Source organism: Microbacterium sp. zg-Y818 (genome assembly GCF_030246905.1).
Classification (GTDB): domain Bacteria; phylum Actinomycetota; class Actinomycetes; order Actinomycetales; family Microbacteriaceae; genus Microbacterium.
Window position 1 is genome coordinate 943444 of the sequence record NZ_CP126741.1, and the last position, 21587, is coordinate 965030.

General features: G+C 70.1%; 21 protein-coding genes. 19 read left to right on the forward strand and 2 right to left on the reverse strand.

The features are described from left to right. Nucleotides 1–45 precede the first annotated feature (45 nt). Nucleotides 46–465 (reverse strand): DUF1844 domain-containing protein, encoded by a 420-nt coding sequence (locus QNO21_RS04215; RefSeq protein ID WP_374211413.1) that lies wholly within the window; start codon nucleotides 463–465, stop codon nucleotides 46–48. Between the two features lie 260 nt (nucleotides 466–725). On the opposite strand from QNO21_RS04215, the gene infC reads away from it, so the two are divergent. The 10 genes from infC (at nucleotide 726) to pheT (ending at nucleotide 10140) form a co-directional block, all read left to right on the forward strand. Beyond that, nucleotides 726–1382 (forward strand): translation initiation factor IF-3, encoded by a 657-nt coding sequence (infC, locus tag QNO21_RS04220; RefSeq protein WP_257517406.1) that lies wholly within the window; start codon nucleotides 726–728, stop codon nucleotides 1380–1382. Between the two features lie 70 nt (nucleotides 1383–1452). Continuing rightward, on the forward strand, nucleotides 1453–1647 hold the full coding sequence (rpmI, locus tag QNO21_RS04225) for a 50S ribosomal protein L35 (RefSeq protein WP_257517405.1): 195 nt from the start codon (nucleotides 1453–1455) through the stop codon (nucleotides 1645–1647). A gap of 31 nt (nucleotides 1648–1678) precedes the next feature. Continuing rightward, entirely contained in the window at nucleotides 1679–2059 is a 381-nt protein-coding gene (gene rplT / locus QNO21_RS04230) for a 50S ribosomal protein L20 (protein ID WP_257516416.1), read from the forward strand. Nucleotides 2060–2203: 144 nt separating this feature from the next. After that, the gene (locus tag QNO21_RS04235; protein ID WP_257519352.1) at nucleotides 2204–3004 is read left to right on the forward strand and encodes a TrmH family RNA methyltransferase; all 801 of its coding nucleotides are present in this window, start codon (nucleotides 2204–2206) and stop codon (nucleotides 3002–3004) included. A 205-nt stretch (nucleotides 3005–3209) separates the two neighbouring features. Further along, nucleotides 3210–3929 carry an amino acid ABC transporter ATP-binding protein gene (locus tag QNO21_RS04240; protein WP_257494978.1) on the forward strand — a complete coding sequence of 240 codons (720 nt, stop codon included), beginning with the start codon at nucleotides 3210–3212 and terminating at the stop codon, nucleotides 3927–3929. Nucleotides 3930–3989: 60 nt separating this feature from the next. Beyond that, nucleotides 3990–4907, forward strand: a complete 918-nt coding sequence (locus tag QNO21_RS04245) for a glutamate ABC transporter substrate-binding protein (RefSeq protein ID WP_257516414.1) — start codon at nucleotides 3990–3992, stop codon at nucleotides 4905–4907. Between the two features lie 72 nt (nucleotides 4908–4979). Next, nucleotides 4980–5627, forward strand: coding sequence for an amino acid ABC transporter permease (locus tag QNO21_RS04250; RefSeq protein WP_257494913.1), 648 nt, complete (start codon nucleotides 4980–4982; stop codon nucleotides 5625–5627). Beyond that, nucleotides 5624–6547: an amino acid ABC transporter permease gene (locus QNO21_RS04255; protein ID WP_257519351.1), complete on the forward strand. Its 924-nt coding sequence runs from the start codon at nucleotides 5624–5626 to the stop codon at nucleotides 6545–6547. The genes QNO21_RS04250 and QNO21_RS04255 overlap by 4 nt, the downstream gene beginning before the upstream one ends. 42 nt (nucleotides 6548–6589) lie before the next feature. Then, a complete protein-coding gene (gene pheS / locus QNO21_RS04260; protein ID WP_257519350.1) occupies nucleotides 6590–7630 on the forward strand; it encodes a phenylalanine--tRNA ligase subunit alpha in 1041 nt (346 codons plus the stop codon). Further along, nucleotides 7630–10140 carry a phenylalanine--tRNA ligase subunit beta gene (pheT, locus tag QNO21_RS04265; RefSeq protein ID WP_257519349.1) on the forward strand — a complete coding sequence of 837 codons (2511 nt, stop codon included), beginning with the start codon at nucleotides 7630–7632 and terminating at the stop codon, nucleotides 10138–10140. The genes pheS and pheT overlap by 1 nt, the downstream gene beginning before the upstream one ends. 102 nt (nucleotides 10141–10242) lie before the next feature. Here pheT and QNO21_RS04270 read toward each other — a convergent pair whose 3' ends face one another. Beyond that, nucleotides 10243–11367, reverse strand: a complete 1125-nt coding sequence (locus tag QNO21_RS04270; protein WP_257519348.1) for an AAA family ATPase — start codon at nucleotides 11365–11367, stop codon at nucleotides 10243–10245. 148 nt (nucleotides 11368–11515) lie between these two features. On the opposite strand from QNO21_RS04270, the gene QNO21_RS04275 reads away from it, so the two are divergent. The 9 genes from QNO21_RS04275 (at nucleotide 11516) to QNO21_RS04315 (ending at nucleotide 21224) form a co-directional block, all read left to right on the forward strand. Then, a complete protein-coding gene (locus QNO21_RS04275; RefSeq protein WP_257519347.1) occupies nucleotides 11516–12493 on the forward strand; it encodes an NAD-dependent epimerase/dehydratase family protein in 978 nt (325 codons plus the stop codon). A 263-nt stretch (nucleotides 12494–12756) separates the two neighbouring features. Next, nucleotides 12757–13821: an N-acetyl-gamma-glutamyl-phosphate reductase gene (gene argC, locus QNO21_RS04280; RefSeq protein ID WP_257519345.1), complete on the forward strand. Its 1065-nt coding sequence runs from the start codon at nucleotides 12757–12759 to the stop codon at nucleotides 13819–13821. Then, a complete protein-coding gene (argJ, locus tag QNO21_RS04285; protein WP_257519344.1) occupies nucleotides 13818–14975 on the forward strand; it encodes a bifunctional glutamate N-acetyltransferase/amino-acid acetyltransferase ArgJ in 1158 nt (385 codons plus the stop codon). Before argC ends, argJ begins: the two co-directional genes overlap by 4 nt. Continuing rightward, the gene (gene argB, locus QNO21_RS04290; protein ID WP_257519343.1) at nucleotides 14972–15871 is read left to right on the forward strand and encodes an acetylglutamate kinase; all 900 of its coding nucleotides are present in this window, start codon (nucleotides 14972–14974) and stop codon (nucleotides 15869–15871) included. The genes argJ and argB overlap by 4 nt, the downstream gene beginning before the upstream one ends. Then, the gene (locus tag QNO21_RS04295; RefSeq protein WP_257519342.1) at nucleotides 15868–17100 is read left to right on the forward strand and encodes an acetylornithine transaminase; all 1233 of its coding nucleotides are present in this window, start codon (nucleotides 15868–15870) and stop codon (nucleotides 17098–17100) included. The genes argB and QNO21_RS04295 overlap by 4 nt, the downstream gene beginning before the upstream one ends. Next, complete coding sequence (gene argF, locus QNO21_RS04300) at nucleotides 17097–18020, forward strand: ornithine carbamoyltransferase (RefSeq protein ID WP_257519341.1); 924 nt, start codon at nucleotides 17097–17099, stop codon at nucleotides 18018–18020. The genes QNO21_RS04295 and argF overlap by 4 nt, the downstream gene beginning before the upstream one ends. Nucleotides 18021–18025: 5 nt before the next feature. Beyond that, entirely contained in the window at nucleotides 18026–19096 is a 1071-nt protein-coding gene (locus tag QNO21_RS04305) for a heparan-alpha-glucosaminide N-acetyltransferase domain-containing protein (protein WP_257519339.1), read from the forward strand. A gap of 4 nt (nucleotides 19097–19100) precedes the next feature. After that, the gene (gene argH, locus QNO21_RS04310; RefSeq protein ID WP_257519338.1) at nucleotides 19101–20531 is read left to right on the forward strand and encodes an argininosuccinate lyase; all 1431 of its coding nucleotides are present in this window, start codon (nucleotides 19101–19103) and stop codon (nucleotides 20529–20531) included. 51 nt (nucleotides 20532–20582) lie between these two features. Next, complete coding sequence (locus QNO21_RS04315) at nucleotides 20583–21224, forward strand: SatD family protein (RefSeq protein ID WP_257519337.1); 642 nt, start codon at nucleotides 20583–20585, stop codon at nucleotides 21222–21224. The last annotated feature ends 363 nt before the right edge of the window (nucleotides 21225–21587 follow it).

Below are 21587 nucleotides of genomic sequence, written 5' to 3' on the forward strand. Positions count from 1 at the left end.
ACCGCGAGTACTCACTCGCGACCACGAATACTCACTCGCGACAGGTCAGGTGACGGGGCCGGTCAGCTTCTCGCCGGGGCCCTTGCCGATCGGGTCGGGGACCACGGACGCCTCGCGGAATGCCAGCTGCAGGGAGCGCAGGCCGTCGCGCAGCGAGCGGGCGTGCATGTCGCTGATCTCGGGGGCACCGGCGGTGATCAGGCCGGCCAGCGCGTTGATGAGCTTGCGCGCCTCATCGAGGTCCATCTGCGTGTCGGGGTCGTCGGCGAGCCCGACCTTCACGGCGGCGGCGCTCATCAGATGCACCGCGGCCGTCGTGATGACCTCGACCGCCGGCACGTCGGCGATGTCGCGCGTCGCGGCGCTTGCGGCGCGGTCCTGCTCCTCCCAGCGGGCCTGAGTCTCGGCATCCGGGGCACTTCCGTGCGCCGTCAGATCGTCCTGGCCATCGGGAATAGTGTTCACATCGCACTTTCTGCTAGACTTTCGCGGGCACCGGGGGTTTCTGCTCCCGGATGGAAAGAGGATCACATCCCACCCGCGCTTGCCGCTCCAGGCTACCGGGTCCACGCACTCCGCTCCGTCTCGCACGGAGTAGTCAGGGTGCAGAAGCCGGCGCTGATGCGCTGTGCGGGTGGAACGTGCGAATCTTCCGCCCGCGAGGGACCGCTGTAAGCGGATCGTCGCGGTGGCCGAACCTATTCGCTACGTAAGAGGAGTCCCGCATCAGCGATCCCCGCACCAACGACCGCATCCGCGTCCCCGAGGTCCGCCTCGTCGGACCCGCGGGTGAGCAGGTCGGCGTCGTCCGTATCGAGGTGGCGCTGCGCCTGGCCCAGGAGGCCGAACTCGACCTGGTCGAGGTGGCCCCGAACTCGAAGCCCCCCGTGGTCAAGATCATGGACTACGGCAAGTTCAAGTACGAGGCGGCGCAGAAAGCCAAGGAAGCGCGGCGCAATCAGGCGAACACCGTCCTCAAAGAGGTCCGGTTCCGTCTGAAGATCGAGGCGCACGACTACATAACCAAGCTCAAGCGCGCCGAGGGCTTCCTGCAGGCCGGCGACAAGGTCAAGGCCATGATCCTCTTCCGTGGGCGCGAGCAGTCGCGTCCCGAGCAGGGCGTGCGGCTCCTCCGCAAGTTCGCCGAGGACGTCGCGGAGTACGGCACCGTCGAGTCGAGCCCGACCATCGACGGCCGCAACATGGTCATGGTCGTCGCCCCGCACAAGAACAAGTCCGAGGTCAAGACCGAGCAGAACGCCGCGCGCGCTGCCAACAAGGAAGCGGCGCGTTCCGCCCGCTCCGGCGGCGAGCACGACGAGCGCGGCGACGCCGAGCAGGCCGACGCCGGGCAGCCCGAGGGCGACCAGACGGCCGAATAGGCCCCACAGACCCCCGCACCGCGGGATACCGACTCCCGCCTGCGCGGGACCAGCAACGAAGGAAGAAGAGATGCCGAAGCAGAAGACCCATTCGGGTGCCAAGAAGCGCTTCAAGGTCACCGGAAGCGGCAAGCTCATGAAGCAGCAGGCCGGCATGCGCCACAACCTCGAGGGCAAGGCGAGCCGTCGCACCCGTCGCCTGAACCAGGAGCAGGTGCTCGCCCCGGGTGACGCGAAGGTCGCCAAGAAGCTGCTCGGTCTCTGAGCTCCCCCCGCACGTTAGGAAGTAGAAGAAAATGGCAAGAGTCAAGCGGGCTGTAAACGCCCACAAGAAGCGCCGCGTCATCCTCGAGCGCGCCTCCGGTTACCGGGGTCAGCGTTCGCGCCTGTACCGCAAGGCGAAGGAGCAGGTCACCCACTCGCTGGTCTACGCGTACCGTGACCGTCGCAAGCGCAAGGGAGACTTCCGTCGCCTGTGGATCCAGCGCATCAACGCCGCTGCCCGTCAGAACGGCATCACGTACAACCGCTTCATCCAGGGCCTGGGCCTGGCCGGCGTGCAGGTCGACCGCCGCATGCTCGCCGAGCTCGCAGTGAACGAGCCGGCCACGTTCGCCTCGCTCGTGCAGACGGCCAAGGCCGCGCTGCCCTCCGACGTCAACGCCCCCAAGGCCTGACCTCGCACTCCCACCGGCGGCGCTCGCGCTACCGGATCGAAGGGGCGTCCTCCCACGGAGGGCGCCCCTTCGGCGTATCCGGATGCCGCTCCCGTGCACATGCCCGCATCCGTTCTCCGCGCATGCGCGGCCTAGGATGGGAGCGTGCTCGAGAATCCGCGCTCGCCTCGTGTGCGTGCCGTCGCCAAGCTGACCAAGCGCAGCGCCCGCCAGGAGACAGGACTGTTCCTGCTCGAGGGCCCGCAGGCAGCCCGTGAAGCCCTCGCCCACCGGCCCGACACGCTGGTGGAGCTGTTCGCGACGCCGAGCGCGCTGGAGCGCCATGCCGACGTCCGCGACGCGGCGCAGGATGCCGGCGTCGACGTGGTCTTCACCACCGAGGCGGTCATCGAGGCGATGGCCGACACCGTCACCCCGCAGGGGATCGTGGCCGTCGCGCGCCAGTCGCCCACGTCCGTCAAGGACGTCTTCGCCGCGGGTCCGCGACTCATCGCGATCTGCGAAGAGGTGCGAGACCCCGGAAACCTCGGCACCATCATCCGGGCAGCGGATGCCGCGGGGGCCGATGCCGTCATCCTCACCGGCCGCACCGTGGACCTGTACAACCCCAAGGTCGTCCGCGCCACGACCGGTTCGCTCTTCCACGTGCCCGTCGCCGTGGGCGCGGACCTCGAGACCACGGCGGCGCGCGCACGAGCCGCTGGTCTGCAGGTGGTGGCCGCCGACGTCGGCGGCGAGGACTTCCTGGCCCATCGTGCGGAGCTCTCCCGCCCCACCGCGTGGCTGTTCGGCAACGAGGCGCGGGGGCTGGACGACGAGGCGCTGGCGCATGCCGACCTCGCTTTGCGGCTGCCGATCTACGGCAGCGCCGAGTCGCTGAACCTCGCCACGGCGGCGAGCGTGTGCCTCTACGAGTCGGCCTTCGCGCAGCGCGCCGACGCCTGATCGCGGCGGCGCGACTCCCGTCAGCGGCATCCGCAGCACTGCCGCCCGCGCGCGTCGGTTATGTTTCGGAACGGTAAAGGTCGGCACAATCTGCCGTGGCGCGTCTTAGCGCGGGAATACAGTGTCCTTCATGGCGACTCCAGACTCGCAGGCTGCTCCGCGCACTTCGAACATCGATGTCCGACGCGGACAGCCCCTCGTGGTGATGACCGACGTGCAGAAGCACTACGGCGACTTCCAAGCGCTGCAGGACATCGACCTCACCGTCAACCGTGGCGAGGTCGTCGTGGTCATCGGGCCGTCCGGCTCGGGCAAGTCCACCCTGTGCCGCACGATCAACCGGCTCGAGACGATCACGAGCGGCTCGATCACGATCGACGGCAAGGAACTGCCGAAGGAGGGCAAGACCCTCGCGGCGCTGCGCGCGGATGTCGGGATGGTCTTCCAGTCCTTCAACCTCTTCTCGCACCTCACGATCCTCGAGAACATCACGCTGGGTCCCATCAAGGTCAAGAAGATGAAGAAGGCGGATGCCGAGGCGGAGGCGCGCGTCCTGCTCGAGCGGGTCGGCGTGGCCCAGCAGGCGGACAAGCTGCCGGCGCAGCTTTCGGGCGGCCAGCAGCAGCGCGTGGCCATCGCCCGGGCTCTCGCGATGAAGCCCAAGGTCATGCTCTTCGATGAGCCCACGAGCGCGCTCGACCCCGAGATGATCAACGAGGTGCTCGATGTGATGGTCGGCCTCGCGCAGGACGGCATGACGATGATCGTGGTGACCCATGAGATGGGGTTCGCGCGCAAGGCCGCCGACCGCGTGGTGTTCATGGCCGACGGGCAGATCGTCGAAGAAGCGACGCCCGACCAGTTCTTCACCGCGCCGAAGAGTGACCGGGCCAAAGACTTCCTCTCCAAGCTCATCACCCACTGAGACGTCCGCGCCCTGCACCGGCGCGGTGACCCAAGAAGCACAGATCACCAGGAGGATCACATGCGCATCAATCGGATCGGCGGCGCCGTCGCGGCTTTCGCCGTCGCAGCGCTCGCACTGACCGGCTGCAACAGCGGCACGCCCGGTGCCACCGACGACAGCACCGGTGACGCGGCGGAGGAGACCACCAGCGGCACGCCCTGGATGGTCGCCGAAGACGTGACGATCGAGGGCAGCCCCACGTTCGACGCGATCACCGACCGCGGGAGCGTCGTGGTCGGCGTCAAGGAGGACCAGCCCGGTCTCGGCTTCCTCGACCCCGCCACCGGTGAGCGCACCGGCTTCGACGTCGACGTGGCGCGCTGGATCGCGGCATCGCTGGGCTACGACGAGGACGACATCGAGTTCCAGCCGATCGCATCGGCGAACCGCGAGCAGGCGCTGGTCAACGGTGACATCGACTACTACGTCGGCACCTACTCGATCACCGACAAGCGCAAGGAGCAGATCGCCTTCGCCGGTCCCTACTTCATCACCGGCCAGGGACTGCTCGTCGCCGCCGACAACGAGGACATCACCGGCATCGACGCGCTGACGGCCGACCACGTCGTCTGCTCGGCCACCGGTTCTACCTCGGTGCAGCGGATCAAGGACGAGACGCCCGCGCAGACGAAGGAGTACGACACGTACTCCACGTGCGTCGAGGACCTGAAGAACAACCAGGTCGACGCCGTCACGACTGACGAGGCCATCCTCATCGGCTACGCCGCGCAGGACCCCGAGAACCTCAAGGTCGTCGGCGAGCCGTTCAGCGAGGAGCGCTACGGCGTCGGCATCGCCAAGGGCGACACCGCGCTCCAGGAGTACATCAACACGATGTTCACCGACGGCGGCGAGGTCTGGGAGGCCATCTTCTCGAAGAACCTGGGTGCGTCGGGCGTGAGCGCCGACCAGCCCGAGGTCGACGCGGCAGAGTGACCTTGATCCCGGCGGCGGTGCTCGCGCCGCCGCCGGGATCGTTCCATTTGATGTGAAACGAGAGGCGGATCGATGGGTGTCATCACCGACAACCTCGACCTCTGGGGTGAGGCCCTGCGCGGCACACTGGTGCTGTTCTTCGGCGGCGCCGTCATCGCGCTGGTCCTCGGCCTGATCGTCGGGGCGATGCGCGTCTCGCCGGTCCCCGTCGCGAGGGGGGTCGGCACGGTCTACGTCAACTGGATCCGCAACACACCGCTCACGCTGGTGATGTTCTTCTTCGCCTTCTGCCTGCCGATCATGCTGCAGGAGCGCATCGACGCGATCCTGCTTGCGACGGTCGCGCTGGGCATCTACACGGCCACGTACGTCGCCGAAACCGTGCGCTCCGGTGTGAACACCGTGCCCGTCGGCCAGGCCGAGGCGGCCAGAGCACTCGGCCTGACCTTCACCCAGGTGATGACGCTCGTCGTGCTGCCGCAGGCGACCCGGTCGGTCATCCCGCCGATGATGAGCGTGTTCATCGCGCTGCTGAAGAACACGACGGTCGCCGCCGGCTTCTCAGTGCTCAACCTCGGATCGGTGCGGTCGTGGCTCAGTGAGCGTGGCGAGAACCAGCTTCTGGTGCTCGTGTGGGTGATGGTCATCTTCGTCGTCCTCGTGCTGCTGCTGGCGTGGCTGCAGCGCACCCTCGAGAACAAGTGGAGGGTCGCGCGATGAGCTCCGTCCTGTACGACGTGCCCGGGCCCCGTGCCGTGGTGCGCAACCGCATCATCGGGGCGCTGACCATCCTCGTGGTGCTGGCCGTGCTGGCCTGGGTCATCTGGCGCTTCGCAGAGACCGGCCAGTTCAGCCCCGCCAAGTGGGAGCTGTTCAGTTACGCCTCCATCTGGATGCTGTTCCTCGAGGCCACCGGCAACACGCTCGCCGCCTTCGCCGTGGCGGCCGTCGGCGCCATCGTGCTCGGCCTCGTCCTGGCGATCGGACGGCTTTCGGACCACGCCTGGGTGCGTGTGCCGGTGGGCTGGATCGTCGAGGTGCTGCGCGCCATCCCGGTGCTGGTCTTCATGACCCTGCTGTACTACGGCCTGCCGGTCATCGACGTGAAGATGCCGCCGTACTGGGCCGTCGTGATCGCGCTGATCGCGTACAACGGGTCGGTGCTGGCGGAGGTCATCCGCGCCGGGGTCGAGTCCCTGCCGCGCGGGCAGAGGGAGGCCGGCTACGCCATCGGCCTGCGCAAGTCAGGCGTCATGCGCCTGGTCCTGCTGCCGCAGGCGATCCGCGCGATGATGCCGGTGATCGTGGCGCAGCTGGTGGTGACGCTGAAGGACACCGCGCTGGGCTTCATCATCACCTACCCCGAGCTGCTCTACGTCGTGAAGCTGCTCGGCTCGAACGCGGTCTACGGGTCGCCGCTGATCCCCGCGGCCCTCGTCGGCGGCGGCATCTACATCGTGCTGTGCCTGCTGCTGTCGTACGTCGCGCATGTGCTGCAGAAGCGCACGCGCCGCTCGCCACGGGTGCACCTGGACCCCATGCACCACCCGGTCGGCGAGGTCACCGACACCCAGCTCATCGCGGTGCAGGGCCGGGCCGAGCGCACGCTCGACGGTAAAGCAGGCTCGCTCGACGGCTGATCGAGGCGGGAGCGCCCTCGGGCCTCGGTAGACTCGTTGATCGTGTCTGACACTCCCGAAATCACCCCGGAAGCGGTGGATGCCGCCGTCGACGCGGCCCTCGCCGCGATCGCCGCCGCCACCACCACGGCAGAGCTGAAGGCGGCGCGTTCCGCGCACAGCGCCGAGGGCTCGCCGCTGGCCGCACTCAACGCGCAGCTGCGCCACGTGCCGAACGAACGCAAGGCCGAATTCGGCAAGCTCGTCGGCCAGGCCCGCGGCCGCGTCACCCAGGCGCTGGCCGCCCGCGAGACGGAGGTCGCCGCCGCCGAGACGGCCGCGAAGCTCGAAGCGGAGCGCATCGACATCACGGCGCTGCCGCAGCGTGCGCGCGTCGGGGCGCGGCATCCGCTGACCCTCCTGCAGGAGCAGATCGCCGACATCTTCGTCGGCATGGGGTGGGAGATCGCCGAGGGGCCTGAGCTCGAGCACGAGTGGTTCAACTTCGACGCGCTCAACTTCGACGTGGACCACCCGGCGCGCCAGATGCAGGACACGTTCTACGTCGACCCGGTCGAGCGTCACCTGGTCATGCGCACGCACACGAGCCCGGTGCAGGTGCGCAGCATGCTCGAGCGCGACCTGCCGATCTACATCCTGGCTCCGGGCCGGGTGTACCGCACCGACGAGTTCGATGCCACGCACCTGCCGGTGTTCAGCCAGTTCGAGGGCCTGGTCGTCGACAAGGGCATCACGATGGCGCATCTGAAGGGCACGCTCGACCACGTCGCGCGGGTGCTCTTCGGCGACGAGGCGAAGACGCGCATGCGCGCGAACTTCTTCCCCTTCACCGAGCCGTCCGCGGAGTTCGACCTGTGGCATCCCACCTTCAAGGGCGGCGCGCGCTGGATCGAGTGGGGCGGCTGCGGCATGGTCAACCCCAACGTGCTGCGCGCGGCCGGGATCGACCCCGAGGTGTACTCCGGGTTCGCGTTCGGGATGGGCTTCGAGCGGACGCTGATGTTCCGCAGCGATGTACAGGACATGCGTGACATGGCCGAGGGTGATGTCCGCTTCAGCGAGCAGTTTGGAATGGTGGTCTGATGCGCGTTCCGCTCTCGTGGCTGCGTGAATACGTCGACGTCCCGGCCGATGCCACACCCGAGGACGTCCTCGCGGCGCTGGTGTCGGTGGGCTTCGAAGAGGAGGACGTGCACGGCTTCGACCTGCAGGGTCCGATCGTCGTCGGCCGGGTGGTCGAGTTCGTCGAGGAGCCGCAGTCCAACGGCAAGACGATCCGCTGGTGCCAGGTCGACGTCGGAGAGGCCAACGGGGGAGTACGCGGCATCGTCTGCGGCGCCCGCAACTTCTTCGCCGGCGACAAGGTCGTCGTGACGCTTCCGGGCGCCGTGCTGCCCGGGCCGTTCCCGATCGCGGCGCGCAAGACCTACGGGCACGTCTCGGACGGCATGATCGCCTCGGCGAAGGAGCTGGGCCTCGGCGACGAGCACAACGGCATCCTGCGCCTGGTGGAGCTGGGGCTCGACCCCGAGGTCGGCGCGGATGCCATCGCCCTGCTGGGCCTGGACGACGTCGCGGTCGAGATCAACGTCACCCCCGACCGCGGGTACGCGCTGTCGATCCGCGGCGTTGCGCGCGAGTACTCGCACGCGACCGGTGCCGCGTTCCGCGACCCGGGCGAGCGGGAATGGGGCGAGCTGCAGCAGCCGGTGGAGGGCTTCGCCGTCGCGGTCGACGACCAGGCGCCGATCCGCGGGCGCGTGGGTGCGAGCGAGTTCGTCGTGCGGATCGTCCGTGACGTCGACCCCACCAAGCCGACGCCGCCGTGGATGGTCGCGCGGCTCACGCTCGCGGGCATCCGATCGCTCGGCATCCTCATCGACATCACCAACTACGTGATGCTCGAGCTCGGCAACCCGATCCACGGCTACGACCTCGATCGCCTCACCGGGGGCATCACCGTGCGCCGCGCGCACGAGGGCGAGAAGCTCACGACCCTCGACGGCAAGGAGCGCGCGCTCAGCACCGAGGATCTGCTCATCACGGACGAGTCCGGGCCGATCGGCCTGGCCGGCGTCATGGGCGGTGGCACGACCGAGATGACGGATGCCACGCGCAACGTGCTCATCGAGGCCGCGGTGTTCGACACCGTCTCGATCGCCCGTACCGCCCGCCGGCACAAGCTGCCGTCGGAGGCGTCGCGCCGCTTCGAGCGCGGCGTGGATCCGCTCATCCCGTTCGTCGCCGCCCGGCGCGTGGCCGACCTGATGGTCGAGTACGCCGGGGGGACGCTCGACACGGAGGTCGGCGGCGCGCTGTTCGCCGACGTGCACATCGCCGGGATCGATCTGCCCCGGGCGTTCGTGCCCGGCCTGATCGGCGTGGACTACAGCGATGCCGATGTCGTCGGCGCGCTGGAGAAGATCGGGTGCGAGGTCACCGAGACCGGCGAGGGGTGGGTCGTCATCCCGCCGTCGTGGCGTCCGGACCTGACCGACAAGTGGACGCTCGCCGAGGAGGTCGCCCGCATCGACGGGTTCGACCGCATTCCGTCGGTGCTGCCGGTGCCGCCGTCGGGCCGCGGCCTGACCCCCGCGCAGGCGGGGCGCCGGCGCGTGGCCAACGCCCTGGCTGCCGCCGGATACACCGAGACGCCGTCGTTCCCCTTCACCACGGCGGAGCAGAACGACCTGCACGGGTCCGCCTCCGGCGAGCACCTGCCGAGCGTCAAGCTCGCCAACCCGCTCGACGGCCAGGCGCCGTTCCTGCGCCGCTCGCTGGTGCCGGGTCTGCTGCAGGTCGCGCACCGCAACCTGGCGCGCGGCTTCGGTGACCTCGCGCTGTTCGAGACCGGCGCGGTGTTCCTGCCCGAGCCCGGTGTCGTCTACGGCACCGACCACGTGCCGCCGCTCGCGGTGCGGCCCGATGTCGCCACGCTCGCGGCGTTGGACGCTTCGATTCCGCCGCAGGCACGCCACGTCGCGGTGCTGTTGACCGGCCACCGGGTCGCGAAGCAGCCAGGACAGGCCGCAGAGTCGTTCGACGTGGGCGACGCGCTGGACGCGGTCCGCACGGTGGCCGCGGCGGCCGGCGTGACCGTGGACGTGGCGCAGGGGCAGCGCGCGGCGCTGCACCCGGGACGCACCGGCGTGCTGTCGGTCGGCGACGTCGAGGTCGGCTACGTCGGCGAGGTGCTGCCGTCCGTCTCCGAAGACGCGGACCTGCCTGGCCGCGTGATCGTGGCGGAGCTGGACCTCGACCTCGTGCTGTCGCTGGCCGGCGACCGGGTGGTCGCGGCATCCCTGTCGGGATACCCGGCCGCGACGCAGGACGTCTCGCTCGTCGTGCCGCGGGACGTGCCGGCATCCGCCGTGCGCGCCGCGCTGATCGACGGGGCGGGGGAGCTGCTGGAGTCGCTGCGGCTCGTGGACGATTACCGCGGGTCGGGTGTCGGCGAGGGCGAGAAGTCGCTCACGTTCGCGCTGCGCTTCCGCGCCCCCGACCGCACACTGACCGCCGCCGAGGCGACCGAGGCGAAGCTCGCCGGTGTCGCCGTCGCCGCCGAGCGCCTCGGAGCCGCGATTCGCGAGTGAGTATTCGCGGCGCCGAGTGAGTATTCGGCGTGCCGAGTGAGTATTCGCCGGGCCGGTCAGCGGCCCGGCCGCCGCGGGTCATCGGACTCGGGGGAGGGAGCGTCAGCGCGAACCCCAGTTCCACGCCGGGACGTCGAGGAACCCTTGACCGGCCACGACCGTGCCGTCGGGGGTGCGCTGCAGCTCGACGTGGGCGGCATCGGCGAGGCCGGCGGCCAGCTGCGGCGCATGGGTGACGACGATCAGCTGCGTGCGCTCGGATGCCGCGGCGATGAGCTGGGCCAGCGGCGCCAGCAGATCGGCGTGCAGGCTCGCCTCGGGCTCGTTCAGCACGATGAGGGGAGCGGGTCGGGCCGGCAGCAACGCGGCGCAGAGCAGCAGGTAGCGCAGCGTCCCGTCGGAGAGCTCGGTGGACTGCAACGGGCGCAGCAGTCCCGGCAACTGGAGGGAGAGCGAAAACATGCCATCGTTGCCGGTGACCTGCACGCGTGCGCCGGGGAACGCCGCGTCAACGGCGTGGTCGAGGGCCGCTCCATGGTCGGCATCCTGAATCGTCGCCCACACGGCGGCCAGGTTCTCGCCGCCGTGCGAGAGGGTGTGCGAGCGGGTGCCGACCTGCGGGCGTCGCGCCGGCGCGTCGGCATCGACGCGGAAATGGTCGTAGAAGCGCCAAGCGCCGAGCATGCGTCGCAGGGTCAGCAGCTCGGGGGCGGTGTCGCCGTCGGCGAGGTCGGTCACGATGCTTTCGAAAGGGGCGAGCTGCTGGTCGAGGGTGACCCAGGAGCCCTCGCGCACACGGGTCGCGCCGCGCAGCCGGTCGATGAGCAGCGTCGCGGGCTTGGCGAGCGGGCCGGCGAAGACCTGCTCGCGCTTGATCTCGGGGTCGCGGGCGAAGAGGCTGCGCTGATCGGACTGGGGGATGCCGAGGTCGACGAGGTAGCCGAGTTCGTCGCCGGCGAACCCCAGCTGCACGGCGACCGGACCGCGGCGGATCGTCGCCTCTCCGCCGCCCTGTTCTGGCCCCGCCCAGAGGACCGAAGGCAGGCCGCCTTCGCGCGCGACCGCCGAGATGAGAGAGCCGCTGGCGGTGGCCGAGAGCAACCGCAGCGCGCGATAGAGGTTGGACTTTCCGGAGCCGTTGGCGCCCGTGACGACGGTGAGGGGCGCGAGCGGCACGACGATGTCGCGCAGGGACCGGTAGCCGGAGACGGCGAGCGTGGTGAGCATGCCTCCGATCCTGGCAGGCCCCTCTGACGCGCTCGCGAGTGAGTATTCGCGTCATCGAGTGAGTATTCGCGCTGTCGAGTGAGTATTCGTGCCCGCGAGTGAGCATTCATCCGTCGCGCCGCGGCCCCGCCTCTGGTGGAATCAACGCATGACCGACGTGCTGATCCTCGGCGGGACCGGATGGCTGGGCTCGCGCATCGCGGAGCGTTGGCTCGACCGCGGTGCCCGCGTGACGTGCCTTGCCCGAGGCTCCAGCCCGGCGCCGGAGGGAGCGCGTCTCATCGCCGGCGACCGCGCGGCGGACGGCGCGTATGACGCGGTGGCGGCCGTCGAATGGGACGAAATCGTGGATGTGTCGTCGGATGCCGCCCACGTGGCATCCGCCGTCGAGGCCCTCGCCACGCAGACCCGCCATTGGACCTACGTCTCCACCATCTCGGTGTACGCCGACGCGGATGCCGCCGGGGCGGACGAGTCGGCACCGGTGGTGGCGTCGCTGGAACCCGGGCACGAAAGCGACTACCCGCACGAGAAGGCCGCCGCGGAAGAGACGGTCCGAGGGGCTCTCGGCCATCGCGCGGCGATCGTCCGTCCCGGGCTGATCGCCGGGCCGGGTGATCCGACGGACCGGTTCGGCTATTGGGTGGCGCGCTTCGCGCTCGCCGGCCGAGAGCCGGTGCTGGTGCCTCCGACCGACGGCCGGGGCGTGGCGGTGGTCGACGTGGACGACCTGGCCGACTTCATCACCGCCATCGGCGAGGCGCCCTGGACGGGAGTCGTCAACGCCGTGGGCGATCCGCACCCGCTCGCCGAGGTGCTCGCGCTCGCGCGGGAGCTGGCCGGGCACACGGGTCCGATGGTGGATGCCTCGGAGGAGTGGCTGCTCGACCACGGTGTGACCCACTGGTCGGGTCCGAGCTCCCTGCCGCTGTGGCTGCCCGCCGACATGCCGGGCTTGTGGTCGCGCTCGCACGCGGCGTACACGATCCTCGGTGGGCGGCTGCGGCCGTTGCGCGCGACGCTCGAGCGGACCCTCGCTGCGGAGCGGCGCGCCGGCCTCGACCGGGAGCGGCGTTCCGGCCTGAGCCGCGCGGACGAGCTCGCCCTGCTCGCAGCGCTCGACTGAGCTCCGCCGCGCGAATACTCACTCGGCCCCGCGAATACTCACTCGGCGGCGACAGGGCGGATTTGCGGGGCGCGGGGGCGGGGGGATATCGTCGCGGCATGCCTTCGGCCGCCTGCACCGCCTCGACGCTCGTCTCGAGCGCCGCTGCTGCACGCCGCCGTCTGGGCGGGCGCCGACTCTAGGCGACCCTGCATGCGGCCGGTCCGGCCGCCCGCCGGCGTCGCCGTTCCTGGCCCCGTACCCCAGACAATTAAGATGGATATATGACCTATTCGGTCGCCGTTTCCGGCGCTTCCGGCTATGCGGGCGGCGAAATCCTGCGCCTCCTCGCCGCTCATCCCGACATCGAGATCCGCACCGTCACGGCACACTCCAACGCCGGGCAGCCCCTCATCGACCACCAGCCGCACCTGCGGTCGCTCGCCCACCTGCAGCTGCAGGAGACGACGCCCGAGGTGCTCGCCGGCCACGACATCGTGTTCCTCGCCCTGCCGCACGGGCAGTCCGGGCAGTACACCGACGCGCTCGCCGACACCCCGCTCGTCATCGACGCCGGGGCCGACCACCGGCTGACCTCGCCCGAGGCCTGGGCGCAGTTCTACGGCGGCGACTTCCACGAGCCCTGGGCGTACGGCGTGCCGGAGCTGCTCGTCGACGGCGCAAAGCAACGTCACCGCCTGGTGGGCGCGAGCCGCATCGCCGCGCCCGGATGCAACGCCTCGACGGTCAGCCTGAGCCTCGCCCCGGGTGTCGCCGCGGGGGTCATCGACCCGGGTGACATCGTTACGGTGCTCGCCGTCGGTCCGTCCGGCGCGGGCAAGAGCCTGAAGCCCAACCTGCTCGCCGCCGAGGTGCTCGGCAGCGCGAACCCCTACGCGGTCGGCGGCACGCACCGGCACATCCCCGAGATCCGCCAGGCACTGGCCGCGGCCCCCGCAAGCCCCGCGGGCATCGACCCCGCCGACATCCGCATCTCGTTCACCCCGGTGATCGTGCCGATGTCCCGCGGCATCCTCGCCACGAGCTCCGCACCCATCGCACCGGGGGCGACGGATGCCGACATCCGCGGCGCATGGGAGCAGGCGTACGGCGACGAGCTGTTCGTGCAGCTGCTGCCCGAGGGGCACTTCCCGCGCACCGCCGACGTCGTGGGCGCCAACACCGCGCTCCTCGGCCTCGCGATCGACCGCGCAGCGAACCGCGTGGTGGTCGTGGCCGCGCTCGACAACCTGGCCAAGGGCACCGCGGGTGCCGCGATCCAGTCGATGAACATCGCCCTCGGCCTTCCCGAGGCCACGGGCCTGAGCGTGAACGGAGTGGCACCGTGAGCGTCACGGCAGCACGAGGATTCGACGCGGCCGGCGTCGCCGTCGCCCTGAAGTCGACCGGTAACAAGGACGTCGCGATCGTCGTCAACCGCGGCCCGCTCAAGGTCGGCGCGGCGGTCTTCACCAGCAACCGCGCCAAGGCGAACCCCATCATCTGGTCGCAGCAGGCCATCGCCGACGGCGTGGTCGAGGCAGTCGTGCTCAACTCCGGCGGCGCCAACTGCTTCACCGGGTCGTTCGGCTTCCAGACCACGCACCAGACCGCCGAGAAGACCGCCGAGCTGCTGGGCGTGAGCGCCGGCGACGTCATCGTCTGCTCCACGGGACTCATCGGCACCGGCGACGAGGTCTTCCGTGCCAAGGTGCTCGACGGGGTCGAGAAGGGCATCGCAGCGCTCAGTCCCGACGGTGGCGACGACGCCGCGCACGCCATCATGACCACCGACTCCCGTTCCAAGCAGAGCGTCTTCCGCGGCGAAGGCTGGACGATCGGGGGCATGGCCAAGGGCGCCGGCATGCTGGCGCCGGGACTTGCCACCATGCTCGTCGTCATCACGACCGACGCGGTCATCGACGCGGCCGAGGCCGACGCCCACCTGCGCGCCGCCACCCGCGTGAGCTTCGACCGGCTCGACTCCGACGGCTGCATGTCGACCAACGACCAGGTGACGCTGCTCGCCAGCGGCGCCAGCGACGTCGTCCCCGACCCGCATGCCTTCCGCGCCGCGCTCGCCGCGGTGTGCAGCGACCTCGCACGCCAGCTGCAGGGCGACGCCGAGGGCGCGAGCCACGACATCACCATCCAGGTCACCGGTGCCGCCACCGAGGACGACGCCGTGACCGTCGGCCGCTCGGTCGCCCGCAACAACCTCTTCAAGGCCGCGATCTTCGGCAACGACCCCAACTGGGGGCGGGTGCTGGCCGCCATCGGCACGACGGATGCCGCCTTCGACCCCTACGACGTCGACGTCTGGATGAACGGCGTGCGTGTCTGCACCGCCGGCGGCCCCGACCGCCCGCGCGAGGAGGTCGACCTCACCCCCCGCGCGACCCACGTGCACATCGACCTCAAGGTCGGCGACGCCGTGGCGACGATCCTCACCAACGACCTCACGCACGACTACGTCCACGAGAACAGCGCGTACTCCTCATGACCGACATCCAGCAGACCACCCCCGAAGAGGCCGCGGTCAAAGCCGGCGTGCTGATCGAGTCGCTGCCCTGGCTCAAGCGCTTCAGCGACCAGATCATCGTCATCAAGTTCGGCGGCAACGCCATGGTCTCCGACGAGCTGCAGGATGCCTTCGCCGAAGACATCGCCTACCTGCGCTTCGTCGGGGTCAAGCCGGTCGTCGTGCACGGCGGCGGGCCGCAGATCTCCAAGATGCTCGACCGGCTGTCGATTCCGAGCGAGTTCAAGGGCGGGTATCGCGTCACCTCCACCGAGGCGATCTCGGTGGTGCGCATGGTGCTCACCGGGCAGATCAACCCCCAGCTGGTCAGCCGCATCAACACGCACGGCCCGTTCGCGAGCGGACTGTCCGGCGAAGACGCGGGCCTGTTCGGCGGACGCCGCCGTGGCGTGCACGTCGACGGAGTCGAGCACGACCTCGGCAATGTCGGCGACGTCGTCGCGGTCGATCCGCAGCCGGTGCTCGATCAGCTCGCCGCCGGGCGCATCCCGGTGGTCTCGAGCATCGCGCCCGACCTCGACAATCCCGGGCAGTCGCTCAACGTCAACGCCGACGCCGCTGCGGCATCCCTCGCCGTTGCGCTCGGGGCGACGAAGCTCATCATCCTCACCGACGTACCCGGCCTCTACGCCGACTGGCCAGACCGCAGCTCGCTGGTGTCGCACCTGACGGCGACCGACCTGCGCGCCATGCTGCCCACTTTGGAGTCGGGGATGATTCCGAAGATGCAGGCGTGCCTCGACGCCGTGGACGGTGGCGTCGACACCGCTGCGATCATCGACGGACGCCAGCCGCACTCGCTGCTGGTGGAGATCTTCACGGAGCAGGGAATCGGCACGGAGGTGGTGGCGGGATGACCGCAGACAGCTGGAAGGACGACGCCCAGCGCGATCTGGTGCGCAACGTCGGTGAGCGCGCGGCGCTGTTCGTGCGCGGCGAGGGGGCGGCCCTCTGGGATGCCGAGGGGCGTCGTTACCTCGACTTCCTCGCCGGCATCGCGGTCAACTCCATCGGCCACGCCCACCCGACGTTCGTCGAGGCGGTCTCGCGGCAGGCCGCGACCCTCGCCCACGTATCGAACTTCTTCGCCACCCCGTCGCAGCTCGAGCTCGCCGCGCGCCTGAAGCGCCTTGCCGGCACAGGCCCGGACGGCCGCGTGTACTTCGGAAACTCCGGGGCGGAGGCCAACGAAGCAGCCTTCAAACTGGCCCGCCTGCACGGCGGAGCCGCCCGGCCCCGCATCCTCGCCTTCAAGGACGCCTTCCACGGTCGCACCATGGGCACGCTCGCGCTCACCGGAAAGCCCTACATGCAGGAGCCGTTCCTGCCGATGGTGCCCGGGGTGGAGTTCATCGACTCCACCGTCGAAGCGCTCGAGCAGGCGATGGACGACCGGGTGGCGGCGCTGTTCGTCGAACCCATCAAGGGCGAGGCGGGCGTCGTGGAGCTGCCGGAGGGGTTCCTCCGCGCCGCTCGCGAGATCACCGCGCGTCACGGGGCGCTGCTCATCGTCGACGAGATCCAGACCGGCGCCGGCCGCACCGGCGCCTGGTTCGCGTTCCAGCACGCCGACATCACCCCCGACGCCATCACGGTGGCCAAGGGCATCGGCGGCGGGTTCCCCATCGGGGCGCTCATCACCTTCGGCGCGGCGAGTGAGCTGTTCTACCCCGGCACCCACGGCTCGACCTTCGGCGGCAACGCCCTCGGCACCGCCGTCGCCTCGGCGGTGCTCGGTGAGATCGAGAGCGCAGACCTGGTGGCCAACGCCGCCGTGCGCGGTCAGCAGATCCGCGAAGCCGTCGCCGCCATCGGCTCGCCCCTGGTGGACGGATGCCGCGGGCAGGGACTGCTCATCGGCATCGCGCTGCGGCATCCCGTCGCAGGCGCCGTCGTCGCCGCCGCGCAGGAGCACGGGCTCATCGTCAACGCGGCCAACGACAGCACCGTGCGCCTCGCGCCGCCGCTGACGATCGGCGACGTCGAAATCGACGAGTTCGCGGACCTCTTCGCCCGCGCGCTGTCCACCGTCGAGCAGGCGCTCCTGCTCGACGCCCCCACCACCCCCGAGGAGGCATCCGCGTGACCCGTCACCTGCTGCGCGACGACGACCTGACCGCGGCCGAACAGGCCGAGATCCTCGACCTGGCCGTCGCCCTCAAGAAGGACCGCTGGAAGCTGAAGCCCCTCGAAGGGCCGCAGACGGTCGCGGTGATCTTCGACAAATCCTCCACCCGCACGCGGGTGTCGTTCGCCGTCGGCATCGCCGATCTGGGCGGATCCCCGCTCATCATCTCCATGGCGAGCAGTCAGCTGGGCGGCAAGGAGACCCCCGCCGACACCGCGCGCGTGCTCGAGCGCCAGGTCGCGGCGATCGTCTGGCGCACCTACACGCAGGCCGGGCTGGAGGAGATGGCGGCAGGCACGCGCGTGCCGGTGGTCAACGCCCTCAGCGATGACTTCCACCCGTGCCAGCTGCTGGCCGATCTGCTCACCATCCGTGAGCACAAGGGGGAGCTCAAGGGGCTGACACTCGCCTTCTTCGGTGACGGATGCAGCAACATGGGCCACTCCTACGCCCTCGCGGGCGTCACTGCCGGCATGCACGTGCGCATCGCCTCGCCCGAGATGTACGCGCCGCGGGCCGATGTCGTCGCCGACGCCGAGCGCCGCGCCGCCGAGACCGGGGGGTCGCTCACGCTGTACACCGATCCGGTCGCGGCCGCCGCGGGCGCCGACGTCATCGTCACCGACACGTGGGTGTCGATGGGCAAGGAGGAGGAGAAGGCGGCGCGCCTGCAGGAACTCGGCGCCTACAAGGTCACTTCCGAGACCATGGCGCTCGCCGCGCCGGATGCCACGTTCATGCACTGCCTTCCTGCCGACCGCGGCTACGAGGTCGACGCCGAGGTCATCGACGGCCCGCAGAGCGTCGTCTGGGACGAGGCGGAGAACCGGCTGCACGCGCAGAAGGCGCTGCTGGTGTGGCTGCTGCGCCAGCAGTAAGCACGTTGAACGCGCCCGGCCGGCTGGCCGGGATCGATCTGGCGCGAGGGCTGGCCATCGTCGGCATGCTCGCCGCGCACCTGCTGGACGGGCAAGCGCCGGACACGCCCACGTGGGTGGGGCTGGCGGACGGTCGTTCGTCGATCCTGTTCGCCACCCTTGCGGGGGTCTCGATCGGCCTGGTCACCGGGGGGAGTGTTCCCCTCGCCGGCTCCGCGATGCGGACGGCTCGGGGACGACTGGCCGTCCGTGCCGGCGTGCTGTACGTCATCGGCCTTCTGCTCATCGCCACGGGTGTGCCGGTTTACGTGATCCTCCCCGCCTATGCGCTGCTGTTCCTGCTCGGCATCCCGTTCACCGGGCTCGGCGCCCGCGCCCTTCTGAGCGCGGCGGCGGTGGTCGCCCTCGTCATGCCGTTCGTGCAGGCCTGGCTCGACCGGGCGCCCTTCTGGGACACGGCCGTGGGGGAGCAGGTCGCGCTGCTCGTGGGGTGGCACTATCCGTTCCCGGTGTGGATCGCGTTCCTCCTCGCCGGCATGGGCTTGGCGCGCATCGATCTGCGGGATCTGACCACACAGCTGCGCTTGGTCGTCGCGGGTGCTTCCCTGTCGATGCTGGGGTACGGGCTGGCGCTGGTCTCCGGCGCCAGCGAGTTCGAAGAGGAGGTATCGGTGTGGGGCGCGGTGTGGACGGCACGGCCGCACTCCAGTGGCATCCTCGAGGTCATCGGCTCGGGCGGGTTCGCGATCGCCGCGATCGGGGTGTGCCTGCTGCTGTGCCGCACTCCGCTGACCTGGGTCGTGCTGCCGCTGCGCGCTGCCGGCGCCATGCCGCTGACCGCCTACGTCGCGCAGCTCCTCGTCTGGGCGGTGTGGGCGTGGCTCGCGCTCGGCAGCACCGAGGGGCTCGCCGAGTTCCGGGCGCTGCACCCCTTCTGGCCGATCACCCTCGGCATCCTCGCCGGGTGCACGCTGTGGGCGCTGCTGCTGGGCCGGGGACCGCTGGAGCGGCTGCTCGCGCTGCTCGCGCGCCGCGCCGTCCCTGGAACGGCCGGGCGGTCGGCCCCGGTAGGCTGACCAGGTGAGCGGAAGCAAAAGTGAAGGCACGAACGCGGGCGCACTGTGGGGCGGACGGTTCGCCTCTGGCCCCTCGCCGGAACTGGCGGCGCTGAGCCGCTCCACTCACTTCGACTGGGCGCTGGCCCCGTACGACATCGCCGGCTCCCATGCCCACGCCAAGGCGCTCGCCGCCGCGGGCTATCTGACCGCCGACGAGGAAGGGCGCATGCACGCGGGCCTGGACGCACTGGCCGCCGCCGTGCAGGACGGCACCCTCGTCGCCGGCCCGGACGACGAGGACGTGCACGGCGCGCTGGAAGCCGCGCTCATCGCCGAGGTGGGCGCGGTGCTCGGGGGCAAGCTGCGCGCCGGTCGCAGCCGCAACGACCAGATCGCCACCCTCGTGCGCATGTACCTGCTCGATCACTCGCGGCTGATCGCCAGGGAGATCCTGCGGGTCATCGATGCGATCGTGGCCCAGGCAGAGGCGCATTCCACCGCGATCATGCCAGGGCGCACGCACCTGCAGCACGCCCAGCCCATCCTCTTGGCGCACCATCTGCAGGCCCATGCCTGGCCGCTGGTGCGCGACCTCGAGCGCCTGCGCGACTGGACGGCGCGCGCGAGCGTCTCGCCCTACGGCGGGGGAGCGTTGGCAGGAGCGACGCTGGGGCTGGACCCGCAGCTGGTCGCCGACGAGCTGGGGCTGGCCCGGCCGGCCGAGAACTCTCTCGACGGGACCGCCGCGCGTGATGTCGTCGCGGAGTTCGCGTTCATCGCGGCGATGATCGCGGTGGATCTCTCGCGCTTCGCCGAGGACATCATCATCTGGAACACGCGCGAGTTCGGATTCGTGACACTCGACGACGGGTACTCGACGGGGTCGAGCATCATGCCGCAGAAGAAGAACCCCGACATCGCCGAGCTTGCCCGTGGCAAGGCGGGGCGGCTCATCGGCAACCTCTCGGGCCTGCTCGCGACTCTGAAGGCGCTTCCGCTGGCTTACAACCGCGACCTGCAAGAGGACAAAGAGCCGGTCTTCGACTCCGTGACCACGCTCGAAGTCGTGCTGCCGGCGTTCGCCGGCATGGTCGCGACGCTGCGCTTCGACACCGAGCGCATGGCCTCTCTCGCCCCGCAGGGATTCTCACTGGCCACGGATGTCGCCGAATGGCTGGTCAAGCGCGGAGTGCCCTTCCGCGACGCGCACGAGATCTCTGGCGCGTTGGTGCGGGCGTGCGAGCAGCGAGGGATGGAACTGCAGGATGCCGGCGACGACCTCCTCGCCGAGATCTCCCCGCAGCTGACGCCGCAGGTGCGAGAGGTGCTGTCGATCCAGGGCTCGGTGGCGAGCCGGGACGGGGTCGGCGGCACGGCTCCGGTGCGCGTCGACGAGCAGCGCGCCGAGCTGGTCGCCCGGGCCCAGAGCGTCGCCCACGCCCTCGGGATCTAACACATAAGGCAAGCCCTTATATCCGAGAAACATAAGCTGTACTCTTATTGCATGAGTGTGGCAGTCACCGCCGACATCGTCGGGTCCCGTACCCTCAGCGACCGGGGCGGCGCGCAACAGCGCCTCGAGGCCGCCGTCGCCCGGGTGGAGTCGGACTTCGCACTCGCGGAGCGGCCCCTGAGACCCACGGTCGGGGATGAGCTTCAGGGCGTCTACCCGACTCTTGCCGCGGCGTCCGCTGGAGTGCTCCTGCTTCGCCTCGCTCTCCCCGATGGCGTCGAGTGCCGTTTCGGCATGGGCGTGGGTTCGCTTGACGACGTGCCGTCGGTGACCGTCGGCACCATCTCGGAGGGGCCCGCCTGGTGGGCAGCCCGCGCAGCGATCGACACCGTGCACGCGAAGCAGAGCCGTTCCCTTCCCGGTGTTCGCACATGGGCGGCCGCCGCCGACGGGCACGATGCCGCAGCGCTGGAGGCGGTTCGGCTGGCGAACTCGGGATTCGTCGCGCGCGATCAGCTCGTGACGGCTATGACCGAGCGGGGTCGGCGCATCACGTACAGCCGGTGCATCGGCGACACGCAGCGCGCGATCGCAGAGGTCGAGGGGATCACGCAGTCCGCGGTCTCACAGGCACTCGCGGCGTCCGGGGGAGCGGTGCTCGTCGACGCCGTGCGCACCCTTCTGGCCGCGTGATTCCGGGCGACACTCCCGGGATGCGCGCCAGATTTGCCGAGTCCCCAGGATCGACGTATTGTTTTCTCTGTTGGCCCCACAGGGACAGCGGAGAGGCCGAGAGCCCCGCACCCCTCAAGTGGCAACACCCCATCCTCTTCGATCTTCGGATCGAGTGTCTTCTGACACGGATGGAGCTTCCCACCTCACCCGCTGGTCGATTTGACAAGCGCGAGGAGATGGGTAAGATAGAGAAGTTGCCCTGCAGGGCAGGCCGAGAGGCCGGCCAGCAGGAGCATCCGATCCTTGAGAACTCAACAGCGTGCACTTGTCAAATGCCAAATAACCTCGTCCCGGTTTTTACCGGGTGAGATTCCTTTGGAT

Bases quoted from the DNA above. Each gene is read 5' to 3' on its own strand.
- rpmI (WP_257517405.1), top strand. From the start codon at position 1,453: ATGCCGAAGCAGAAGACCCATTCGGGTGCCAAGAAGCGCTTCAAGGTC.
- rplT (WP_257516416.1), top strand. From the start codon at position 1,679: ATGGCAAGAGTCAAGCGGGCTGTAAACGCCCACAAGAAGCGCCGCGTC.
- QNO21_RS04240 (WP_257494978.1), top strand. From the start codon at position 3,210: ATGACCGACGTGCAGAAGCACTACGGCGACTTCCAAGCGCTGCAGGAC.
- QNO21_RS04245 (WP_257516414.1), top strand. From the start codon at position 3,990: ATGCGCATCAATCGGATCGGCGGCGCCGTCGCGGCTTTCGCCGTCGCA.
- QNO21_RS04250 (WP_257494913.1), top strand. From the start codon at position 4,980: ATGGGTGTCATCACCGACAACCTCGACCTCTGGGGTGAGGCCCTGCGC.
- QNO21_RS04255 (WP_257519351.1), top strand. From the start codon at position 5,624: ATGAGCTCCGTCCTGTACGACGTGCCCGGGCCCCGTGCCGTGGTGCGC.
- pheT (WP_257519349.1), top strand. From the start codon at position 7,630: ATGCGCGTTCCGCTCTCGTGGCTGCGTGAATACGTCGACGTCCCGGCC.
- QNO21_RS04270 (WP_257519348.1), bottom strand. From the start codon at position 11,367: ATGCTCACCACGCTCGCCGTCTCCGGCTACCGGTCCCTGCGCGACATC.
- QNO21_RS04275 (WP_257519347.1), top strand. From the start codon at position 11,516: ATGACCGACGTGCTGATCCTCGGCGGGACCGGATGGCTGGGCTCGCGC.
- argC (WP_257519345.1), top strand. From the start codon at position 12,757: ATGACCTATTCGGTCGCCGTTTCCGGCGCTTCCGGCTATGCGGGCGGC.
- argB (WP_257519343.1), top strand. From the start codon at position 14,972: ATGACCGACATCCAGCAGACCACCCCCGAAGAGGCCGCGGTCAAAGCC.
- QNO21_RS04295 (WP_257519342.1), top strand. From the start codon at position 15,868: ATGACCGCAGACAGCTGGAAGGACGACGCCCAGCGCGATCTGGTGCGC.
- QNO21_RS04315 (WP_257519337.1), top strand. From the start codon at position 20,583: ATGAGTGTGGCAGTCACCGCCGACATCGTCGGGTCCCGTACCCTCAGC.